Source organism: Nonomuraea sp. NPDC004186, assembly GCF_053603495.1.
In genome coordinates this window covers 69,271-79,458 of the sequence record NZ_JBSGFQ010000064.1, presented here as the reverse complement: position 1 = coordinate 79,458, position 10,188 = coordinate 69,271, and the positions used below count along the sequence as shown (strand labels likewise).

Annotated in this window: 9 protein-coding genes; 2 read left to right on the top strand and 7 right to left on the bottom strand. The window is 69.5% G+C overall.

Annotated features, from left to right (window positions below; all coding sequences use genetic code 11):
* Positions 1–104: 104 nt before the first annotated feature.
* Positions 105–1,037, bottom strand: a complete 933-nt coding sequence (locus ACWEPL_RS40030; protein ID WP_452439233.1) for a dihydrodipicolinate synthase family protein — start codon at positions 1,035–1,037, stop codon at positions 105–107.
* Positions 1,038–1,221: 184 nt separating this feature from the next.
* On the opposite strand from ACWEPL_RS40030, the gene ACWEPL_RS40025 reads away from it, so the two are divergent.
* Both ACWEPL_RS40025 and ACWEPL_RS40020 read left to right on the top strand, forming a co-directional pair.
* Positions 1,222–1,908: a FadR/GntR family transcriptional regulator gene (locus ACWEPL_RS40025; RefSeq protein ID WP_363984222.1), complete on the top strand. Its 687-nt coding sequence runs from the start codon at positions 1,222–1,224 to the stop codon at positions 1,906–1,908.
* Positions 1,909–2,158: 250 nt separating this feature from the next.
* Complete coding sequence (locus ACWEPL_RS40020) at positions 2,159–3,655, top strand: sulfatase family protein (RefSeq protein WP_452439232.1); 1,497 nt, start codon at positions 2,159–2,161, stop codon at positions 3,653–3,655.
* A 58-nt stretch (positions 3,656–3,713) separates the two neighbouring features.
* On the opposite strand, the gene ACWEPL_RS40015 is transcribed toward ACWEPL_RS40020, so the two are convergent.
* The 6 genes from ACWEPL_RS40015 to ACWEPL_RS39990 form a co-directional block, all read right to left on the bottom strand.
* Positions 3,714–4,061 (bottom strand): hypothetical protein, encoded by a 348-nt coding sequence (locus ACWEPL_RS40015; RefSeq protein ID WP_452439231.1) that lies wholly within the window; start codon positions 4,059–4,061, stop codon positions 3,714–3,716.
* A 243-nt stretch (positions 4,062–4,304) separates the two neighbouring features.
* Positions 4,305–5,312, bottom strand: a complete 1,008-nt coding sequence (locus ACWEPL_RS40010) for a sugar phosphate isomerase/epimerase family protein (protein ID WP_363984230.1) — start codon at positions 5,310–5,312, stop codon at positions 4,305–4,307.
* Positions 5,309–6,481, bottom strand: a complete 1,173-nt coding sequence (locus ACWEPL_RS40005) for a Gfo/Idh/MocA family protein (RefSeq protein ID WP_452439230.1) — start codon at positions 6,479–6,481, stop codon at positions 5,309–5,311. The genes ACWEPL_RS40010 and ACWEPL_RS40005 overlap by 4 nt, the downstream gene beginning before the upstream one ends.
* Complete coding sequence (locus ACWEPL_RS40000; protein ID WP_355205669.1) at positions 6,478–7,539, bottom strand: ABC transporter substrate-binding protein; 1,062 nt, start codon at positions 7,537–7,539, stop codon at positions 6,478–6,480. The genes ACWEPL_RS40005 and ACWEPL_RS40000 overlap by 4 nt, the downstream gene beginning before the upstream one ends.
* 48 nt (positions 7,540–7,587) lie before the next feature.
* A complete protein-coding gene (locus tag ACWEPL_RS39995) occupies positions 7,588–8,598 on the bottom strand; it encodes an ABC transporter permease (protein ID WP_363984234.1) in 1,011 nt (336 codons plus the stop codon).
* Positions 8,591–10,177 carry a sugar ABC transporter ATP-binding protein gene (locus ACWEPL_RS39990; protein ID WP_452439229.1) on the bottom strand — a complete coding sequence of 529 codons (1,587 nt, stop codon included), beginning with the start codon at positions 10,175–10,177 and terminating at the stop codon, positions 8,591–8,593. Before ACWEPL_RS39990 ends, ACWEPL_RS39995 begins: the two co-directional genes overlap by 8 nt.
* Positions 10,178–10,188 lie beyond the last annotated feature (11 nt).

Sequence of the window (10,188 nt, the reverse complement as noted above, 5' to 3'; positions counted from 1 at the left end):
GCTTGACGAAGTCCATGATGTTCACACCGTGGGGACCGAGCGCGGTACCCACCGGCGGGCGCCATCGCCGAACCTTGACGGCGAAGGACGTCCTACGTCCTGTGTTAATCGCCGGGGAAGAGCTCGGGCAGTTGTGCCCGGGCCAGTGGCCTGAGCCGTACGGCGAGCGAGGCGTCGACCGACTCGTACGGCCACCGGACTCGAGTGCCGATGTCGGCCCAGCCGCCGAGGTGGGCCAGGAACTTGTCCAGCGCGGGGTTGGCGTACCCGCTGTGCCGGAGCGGCTGGACATGCGCGGCGAAGAACTCGTGGATCCGTCGTTCCACGTCGAGCGCGGCATCGGGTCGCGCGACCATCATCCGCTGCCATGCCATGGCGCCGGCCGGGCTGAGGGCGGCGATGTTCGAGTAGGAGCCGGCGGCGCCGTGCCGCCGTCCGGTCGCCAGGTCGTGGCCGGCGACGAAGACGGCAAGGCCGGCCGCGTGGCGCCGCATCTCCGCGTACCACCCCGCGTCGCCGCCTGCCACCTTGATCCCGATGACCGCGGGAACCTCGCGGCGGATCACCGGGTACAGGTCGGCCGGCACCTGCGTCTTGGCGTGCGGCGGGTTGTACAGCACGAGCGGCACCGGGTCGGCGGCGGCCGCGACGCGGGCCAGGAAGCGCACCACCTCGCCGCGCGACAGCGGCAACCAGTCCGGCAGCGTCACCTGGATCGCACCGGGCCGGAGCACTCGCGCGCGGGCCACTCTGGCCAGGCAGGTCTGCGCGCTCATGTGGCCGGCGCCGATCTGGAACGGGAGCCCGTGCCGTTCGCACCGCTCGGCCATCAGCGCGTTGACGCGGTCGTACTCATCCTCACCGAGCGCGTGGAACTCGCCCGCGGTGCCGTGCGCGTACAGGCCGTCAAGCCCCGCGGCGACGAGCACGTCCAGCGCCGCCTCAAGGCGTGTCCAGTCGATCGACTCGTCGTCCCGGATGGGCAGCAGGACCGTGCCCCAGGTGCCGCCGAGCGACCCCGGCGTCAACGTCTCCACGGCACCCCGCCATCCGTTCGGTACACGTAGAACATCCTATGTCCCGTGATGAGCGCGCGAACAGGCCATGTCCGCCCGGGGGGTCATCTGTGTCGTCGGCGTAAACTTTCCCCTACCGGGCTGGCCTTCCGGGACCAAGAGGCGGGATGTTTGACGCAAGGCCTTCGACGAGCCTGGGGGTGGCATGCGTACACGTGACGATGCGTCACTTCAGGAGCGTATCGTCGCCCTGATCCACGAGCGCGGACTGGCCCCCGGGTCGCCGATGCCGACCGAAGTGCAGTTGATGGAGCTGCTCGGGGCGAGCCGCAACAGCGTCCGCGAGGCCGTGCGGGCGCTGCAGGCGTTGGGCATCGTCGAGATCCGGCACGGACATGGGACGTTCGTCGGGCACGCGTCGCTCGACGCGCTGACTCCGTCGTTCGCCTTCCGGGTGCGTTCGGGGCCGGGTGGGATCCGCGCGCTGCACGATCTGGTCGAGGTCCGCGAGCTGCTCGAGACCGGGCTGATCGGCCAGGTGGCTCGGAGCACCAGCGCCCCCCGGCTCGCCGCGTTGGAGGCCCTGGCCAATGGCATGGATCGGGACCGGGAAGCCGATCGGGCGTTCCACGCGCTGCTGTACGACTCGTGCGGCAACGAGCTGGTGCTGCAGCTGATCGGCCTGTTCTGGGACGTCTACCACGAGGTCGAGCCGACGCTCGGCCCGCCGGAGGAGCGGAGCGCCGAGATCGCGGTCAACCACCGCCGGATCGTGGCGGCGCTTCGCGCTCGGGACGCCGAGGCCGCACGGGAGGCGATGCGGCTGCACTTCCGCGACGTCAAGGCGCGCATCGAGCGGGCGGAGGCCCGGGCCGTACCCGCGCCGACCTGACCCCGCTCACACCCGTCCGACGGCAGTGAGGCCGGCCGTGACGCGCATTCGGCGCGCTTTGCCAGGAAGCCTTAAGGATCAATCGGTTGATCGCCGTATTGAGCGCTATTAGCCTGCATCCCACCCTCATCGTCGGACAATTGTAAAGAAGGCGGTCATGGCCGTATCCCGACATATCCGCAGAGCTTTAGCGGTGGCCACCGCGCTTGTTCTCAGCCTGAGCCTGGTTTCGCAAGCAAGCGCGGGGACGGTGACGGTCGCCAAGCCCCAGCGGCCGAACATCATCTTCTTCCTCGTCGACGACATGTCCGCCGACCTGCTCGCGTACATGGACACCGTGCGCGGCCTGGCCGACGACGGCACGACGTTCAGCAACTACTACGTGTCCAACTCGCTGTGCTGCCCGTCACGCGCCTCGATGTTCACCGGCCAGTTCCCGCACAATACCGGCGTGGCCACGAACAAGAACTCCGATCGCGGTGGCTACAAGGCGTTCGCACCGCACGAGCCCAGGACCTACGCCGTCTCGCTGGAACAGGCCGGATACCGCACCGGCTACCTCGGCAAGTACATCAACGAGTATCCGGTGGACGCCGATTACCACGTCCCGCCCGGCTGGGACGAGTGGCATGTGGCGGCCGGCGGCGGTTACAGCGAGTTCAAGTACCAGCTCACCCGCTACGTCAAGGGGGAGGCTCCCGGCCTGGACACCTCCGACGGCACTTACCTGGTGGACGAGCTCGCCAAGCGGGCCACGGACTTCATCGAGCGCTCCCGCGAGCGCGCCCCGGACCGGCCGTTCTTCCTCCAGGTCTCGCCGTTCGCGCCGCACTCCAGGATCGGCGCCAAGCCCGGCGACAAGGAGCCGCGCTTCCCACCCGCCCGCCGCGACCGGCCGAAGACCCAGTTCCCGGCCGGGGAGTTCCCGCACGGCGACTGCGGCGGGCCCGATTGCAACGACATCGACGTGAGCACGTTGCCGGCGTTCAACGAGGACACCGCCGACAAGCCCTCGTGGGTACGCCGCGCTCCGCTCGCCCCCGCGCTGGTCAAGGAGCTGCGCAGGGACTTCCGCGACCGGATCCGCATGGTGCAGTCGGTGGACGACATGGTGGCGCGTGTCCTTTCCACGCTGACGGACGCCGAGAAGCGCAACACGTACGTGGTGTTCACCAGCGACAACGGCTTCCATCTCGGCCAGCACCGCCTCGTACGCGGCAAGTCCACCGCCTACGACCACGACGTCCGGGTGCCGCTGCTGGTCAAACGGCCTGCGGCGGGACGGCACGGCGACCTGGTGAGCAGTGCCATCGCCCAGAACGTCGACCTGTTCGCGACCTTCCTCGACATGGCCGGGGTCGGCGCGGCCACCCGTGACAGCCGCGACGGGCGCAGCCTGCTGCCGCTCATCCAGGGCCACAAGGTGAAGGACTGGCGGAAGACGGCACTGATCGAGCACGTCAAGCCCAACCCGGCCGCGCCGGGCGAGCCGGACCCCGATGCCGAGCCGCTCGAGGCGGGGAACTCACAGCCGCCCAGCTACGCGGCGGTGCGCACTGCCGGAGAGCTGTACGTGGAGTACGAGGGCGAGGCGGAGCCCGAGTACTACGACACGGTGGCGGATCCGAACCAGGAGTCCAACGACCCCGGCAACGCGAGGACGTCCGACCTGGGCAAGATCCTCGACGCCATGGTGGGATGTGGGAAGCCTGGCGCGCCGGACTGCTGGACCGCGGCCCGACTCTGACTCACCTCACCCCGGTCAGACGCTCGGAGAGCACAGGCGTTGAGGAGCCTTGCCCAGGTCAGTCGTCCTCACCCGCCAGGATCCGCCGTACCTCCTCGGCCATGTAGGGGGCGTCGTCCGGCCAGGAAGCCGCAACGCGTTCCAGGAGTTCGCGGTGGGCGTCCAGACGGTCGCGTCGGTCGCCCGCCGCCTCAAGGTGCCCACCACCCACGACGGCGTGGACGGCCTGATCGCCATGGACGGCTTCGCCGACATCGACATCGTCTTCGACGCCACCTCCGCCAAGGCCTACCTCGCCGACGCCGCCAGGCTGGAGCCGTACGGCAAAACCCTCATCGCCCCCGATCGGCCCGTTCGTCGTCCTCCCGGTCAACCTCGACGCCCACCTCGGCGCGGGCAACCTCAACCTGGTCACCTGCGGCGGCCAGGCCACCATCCCCGTCGTGCACGCCGTCTCCTGCGTCGCCCCCGGTCGCATACGCCGAGATCGTCGCCTCCATCGCCTCGAAGTCGGCCGGCCCCCTGTTCGCCCTGGACCAGCTCTCCTCTTCCGACCAGCCATACTCCGGTTCTCATCTGTCTCCTCGCTCGATCGTTCACCGGGACGGTGGGCGGCGGCCACTGTGCGGCCGCCGCCCGGCCTGGTGGGTCATTCGGAGGAGAAGGCGGCGTCGAAAGCGGCGGCCGGTGGGGTGATGGCGTTGAGCGAGCGGATGTAGGCGAGGGATTCCGGCGCGCCGTGCAGCCGGTCCATGCCCGCGTCCTCCCACTCGATGGAGATCGGGCCGTCGTAGCCGATGTGGTTGAGCGCGCGGAAGCACGCCTCCCACGGCACGTCGCCTCGGCCTGTGGACACGAAGTCCCAGCCACGCCGGGGGTCGGCCCACGCCAGGTGGGAGGCCAGACGGCCGCGCCGGCCGTCGCGGGTGGCCACCCGGGCGTCCTTGCAGTCCACGTGGTAGATCCGGTCGGCGAAGTCGAGGATGAAGTTCGCCGGGTCCAGGTCCTGCCACACCATGTGCGAGGGGTCCCAGTTCAGCCCGAAGGCCGGCCGGTGCCCGATGGCCTCCAGCGTCCGCACCGTGGTGTGGTAATCGTAGGCGATCTCGCTCGGGTGCACCTCATGGGCGAAGCGCACCCCGACCTCGTCGAAGACGTCGAGGATCGGGTTCCACCGGTCGGCGAAGTCGGCGTACCCCGCCTCGATCATCGACGGGGGCACCGGCGGGAACATCGCCAGCGTGTGCCAGATTGACGACCCGGTGAAGCCGACGACGGTCGTCACGCCGAGCGCGGCCGCCGCGCGGGCGGTGTTCTTGATCTCTTCGGCGGCGCGCCGCCGAACGCCTTCGGGTTCGCCGTCGCCCCAGATGCGGGCGGGCAGGATGCCCTTGTGGCGCTCGTCGATGGGGTGGTCGCAGACCGCCTGGCCGACCAGGTGGTTGGAGATCGTCCACACACCGAGGTTGTACTTGGCCAGGGTCTCCTTCTTGCGTTCGATGTAGGAGTCGTCCGCGAGGGCCTTGTCGACCTCGAAGTGGTCGCCCCAGCAGGCGATCTCCAGGCCGTCGTAACCCCACTCCGACGCCAGCCGGCAGACCTCCTCGAACGGCAGGTCCGCCCACTGCCCGGTGAACAACGTGACCGGCCTCGTCATGAACCCTCCACAGTGATGAAGCGGCTGTCCTCAGCCGCGCTCTGCTCGACGGCCGCCAGCACCCGCTGCACCCGCAGGCCGTCCTCGAAGGACGGTGTGGGGTCGGTGCCGGCGGCGATCGCCTCCAGGAAGTCCTTCGTCTCGTGGACGAAGGTGTGCTCGTACCCGAGGCCGTGGCCCGGCGGCCACCATGCCCCGGCGTACGGGTGGTCCGGCTCGGTGACCAGCACCCGCCGGAATCCGTGCTCGGCGCTGTCGATGGTGTGGTCGTGGAACCACAGGTCGTTCATCGACTCGAAGTCGAAGGCCAGGCTGCCCAGGGCGCCGTTGATCTCGATGCGCAGCGCGTTCTTACGCCCGGTCGCGAAGCGGGTGGCCTCGAAGGAGGCCAGCCCGCCGCCGCTGAGCCGTCCGATGAACAGCGCCGCGTCGTCCACGGTGACCGCGCCCCTCCCGGTGCCGCCGCCGGCCGAGAGCCCGGCCGAACTGGCCGCCAGGGGACGCTCCTTGACAAAGGTCTCGGTCAGCGCCGCCACCCCGGTCAGCCGCTCACCGGTGATGAACTCGGCGACGTCGATGATGTGAGCGCCGATGTCGCCGAGGGCCCCGGAGCCGGCCTTGTCCTTCTGGAGCCGCCAGACCAGGGGAAACTCGGGGTCGACGATCCAGTCCTGCAGGTACTGCGCCCGTACGTGCCGGATCGCGCCGAGCATGCCCTCTTCGACGAACCGCCGGGCCAGCGCGACGGCGGGCACGCGGCGGTAGTTGAAGGCGACCATGCTGCGCACGCCGCGCGCCGCCGCCTCCTTCGCCACCGCGGCCATGGCCTCGGCCTCGGCGACGGTGTTGGCGAGCGGTTTCTCGCAGATCACGTGCTTGCCTGCCGCCAGCGCCGCGACGGCGATCTCGGCGTGCGAGTCGCCGGGCGTGCAGATGTCGACGATCTGCACGTCGTCGCGGTCGAGGAGGCGCTTCCAGTCAGGCTCCGCGCCGGCCCACCCCAGCTTCTCGGCGGCCTGCGCGGTCGCCTCGGCGGATCTGCCGGCCACGGCCACCATCGAGGGTCTGAACGGCAGGTCGAAGAACGCGTCCACGCTGCGCCACGCCTGGGAGTGGGTACGGCCCATGAACGCGTAGCCGACCATGCCGATCCCGATGACAGGCCTCATGACTCGAACCCGAGGGGCAGGTACTGGGCGGCGTTGTCCTTAGTGATGGTCTCCGAAGCCAGGGTGATCGACTGCGGCACCTGCTGCTCCAGCAGGTCGCTCATGCCCTTGCCCTGGGCGATCAGCCGGGCGATCTTGATCGCCGAGGCGGCCATGGTGGGGGGATAGGTGACGGTGGCCTTCAGCACGCCGCTGTCGGCCTGGATGTCACGCATCGCGTTGGCCGAGCCCGCGCCGCCGACCATGAAGAACTCGTTGCGACCGGCCTCCTTGATCGCCGCCAGCACGCCGATGCCCTGGTCGTCGTCGTGGTTCCAGATCGCGTCGATCTTCTTGTGCGCCTGGAGCAGGTTGGCGGCCACCTGCGTTCCGGACTCCACCGTGAACTTGGCGTCCTGTTGCGCGGTCACCTTGAAGCCGTACGTCTTCAGCGCGTCGGCGAAGCCCTTGCTGCGGTCCTGGGTCAGCGGCAGCGTGGCGATGCCCTGGATCTCCAGGATGACCGGGTTGGAGACGCCCTTGTCCTTCAGCGTCTTGCCGATGTGGTGTCCGGCGGCCACACCCATGCCGTAGTTGTCCCCTCCGATCCAGGCCCGGTACGACAGCTTGTCCGGGAAGACGCGGTCCACGTTGACCACCGGGATGCCCGCGTCCATGGCCTGCCGGGCGACCTGGTTGAGCTGCTGGCCGTCGTTCGGCAGGATCACCAGCACGTTGACCTTCGCCTGGATCAGCGACTCCACCGCCGAGATCTGCTGGTTGATGTCGTTGGTCGGCTCGACCGGCTTGAATTCGACGTCGGTGTACTGCTTGGCCGCGTCCGCCGCGTTCTTGCTGATGGCGGCGATCCAGCCGTGGTCGGCGGCCGGGGCCGAGAAGCCGATGACGACCTTGTCGCCAGGGGCGTCGTTGCCGTCCTTGGCCGCGGGAGCGGCGGCGGGCGCGCTCGCCTGCTGGGTGGCGACCGGCTCGTTGCTGGTGCAGGCGCTGATGAGGGCACCCGCGCCAAGGGCGGCGCCGCTGAAGAGGAAGCCGCGCCGGGCGACGTTCTTGTCCATGTCTTGTCTCCTTGCTGAAGCCGGAAGGCTTGCGATCCGGCCCTGGTGTCAGGTGTGTGTTTTGAGGCTTCGCCGCTGCAGCAGCACGGCGGCGACGATGATCGCGCCCTTGGCGATGAGCTGGTCGGCGGTGTTCAGGCCGTTCAGGATGAACAGGTTGGTGATCACAGTGAAGATCAGCAGACCGAGGATCGATCCGATGATCGTGCCCCGGCCGCCGCTCAGCAGCGTCCCGCCGATGATCACTGCGGCGATCGCGTCCAGCTCGTACAGGTCGCCGTGTGTGGACGATCCGGTCGTGGTCCTGGCCATGATCAGCACCGCGGCGATCCCGCAGCACAACCCCGACAAGGCGTACAACAGCAGCGTGTGCTTGCGCACGTCGATGCCGGCCAGGCGGGCGGCCTCGGGGTTGCCGCCGACCGCGTAGGTGCGCCGGCCGAACGTCGTGCGGTTGAGCACCAGCCAGCCGAACAGCACCACCAGCGCGAACACGTACACCAGCAGCGGCAGCCCGAGCACCCGCGTGGTCGACAGGCTCACGATCATCGAGTTGTCCTGCTGCACGAGCTGTGTGCGCTGGTTGGACATCCGCTGCGCCAGGCCGCGCCCGGCCACCATCATCGCCAGCGTCGCGATGAACGGCACCATCCGGCCGTAGGCGATCAAGATCCCGTTCAGCAGGCCCGCGCCGGTGCCCACCAGCACCGCGCACACGATCATCACGACCGGCCCGTAGGACTGGGTCGCCAGCGTGGTCGCCCATACCGACGCCAACGCCATCAGCGCGCCCACCGACAGATCGATGCCACCACCGATGATCACGAACGTCATGCCAACAGTGATCACCCCGATGGTCGAGGCCAGCGCCAGGATGCTCACCAAGTTGGAGGAGGTGGCGAAGTTCTCCGGCCTCGTCACCAATCCCACGATCGCCAGCAGTGTCAACGCCGCGACCAGCCCCAGATGCCGGACCTCACCCAGCCGGCCGAACGGCCCGCCCGGTCCCGCCGCCTTCAACCGCGGACCTGTCGGCGCGGCCCGATCAACCTCAGTCATGCGATGCTCCTTCGGTGGGAGGATTTGCCACATCGGATCCGGGCCTCTGTCCTGCGGAGACCATCACCAGGTCGAGCACCCGGTGCTCGTCCAGGTCCTCGGCCGGCGCCTCATGGACGATCCGGCCCTCGCGGATGACCAGCACGCGGTCGGCCAGGCCCAGCACCTCGGGCACCTCGCTGGACACCAGCAGCACACCGATGCCGTCGTCGGCCAGCTTGCGGACCAGCGCGTACAGCTCGGCCCGGGCACCGACGTCCACCCCACGCGTGGGCTCGTCCAGCAGCAGCAGCTTGCGGTCCTCGGCCAGCCAGCGTCCCAGCACCGCCTTCTGCTGGTTGCCGCCCGACAAGGTCCTGATCGGCCGGCGCGGATCGGGCGGACGGATGTCCAGCGCCTGCGACAGCCGTTCGGCCTCGGCGAACTCGGTCCGGCGGTCGAGCCAGCCCAGCCACCGCGGCCTGGTGTAGCGGCTCAGGCTCGCCAGCGTGATGTTCTGCGCGACGGGGTGGTCCAGCAGCAACGCCTGCGCCTTGCGCTCCTCGGGGGCCAGGCCCATGCCCATCCGCACCGCGCGGGTCGTGCTGCCCGGCCGCACCGTCCGCCCGTCGAGCACGACCCGGCCACCGGCCCGCCGCGCGCCGTAGATCGCCTCGATGATCTCGCTGCGGCCGGAGCCGACCAGGCCCGCCAGTCCGACGATCTCGCCGATCCTGATGCTGAACGACACGTCCGCGAACCGGCCGGGCAGCGTCAGGTTCTCCACCCGCAGCACCTCGGGCCGGCCCTCATGGGCTCCCCTGCCCGGCCGGGGCGGGAAGACGTACTCGACGTTGCGGCCGGTCATCAGCGCCACGATCTTCGAGGTCGCGGTGTCCTTGGCCGCCAGCCCCACCGCGACCGTGCGCCCGTCCTTGAGCACGGTGACCCGGTCGCCGATCTCGCGGATCTCCTCCAGCCGGTGGGAGATGTAGATCACCGCCACGCCCTGGGAGGTGAGGTCACGGATCACCCGGAACAGGTTGCCGACCTCGTCGTGGTCCAGCGCGGCCGACGGCTCGTCCATGATGATCACCCGGGCCGAGTGCGACAGCGCCCTGGCCATGCTGACGATCTGCTTGTGCGCCGGTGACAGCGAGCCCACCTCGGTGCGGGGGCGGATCTCGCCGTGCCCCAGCCGCTTGAGCAGCTCGGCCGTCGCCCGGTCGGCCTCGGCCCGGCGGGAGAACCCGAAGGTCGCCATCTCGTGGCCGAGGAAGATGTTCTCTGTCACGCTCAACCCGTCCACCAGATCGAGTTCCTGGTAGATGGTGGCGATTCCGTGGCCCATCGCCGCGGTCGGCGGCGCCAGCCGTACGGGCGAGCCGTCGAGCAGCACCTCACCCTCGTCGGGTTCGTGGGCACCGGACAGGATCTTGATGAGCGTGGACTTCCCGGCGCCGTTCTGGCCGAGCAGGCAGTGCACCTCTCCGGCTCTGACCTCAAGGTTCACGTCGTCCAAGGCGCGCACGCCCGGGAACTGCTTGACGATTCCTCGCATCACGAGCAGCGATGACGAGTCGGACGGTGACCGCGGCACAGGGCCTCCCT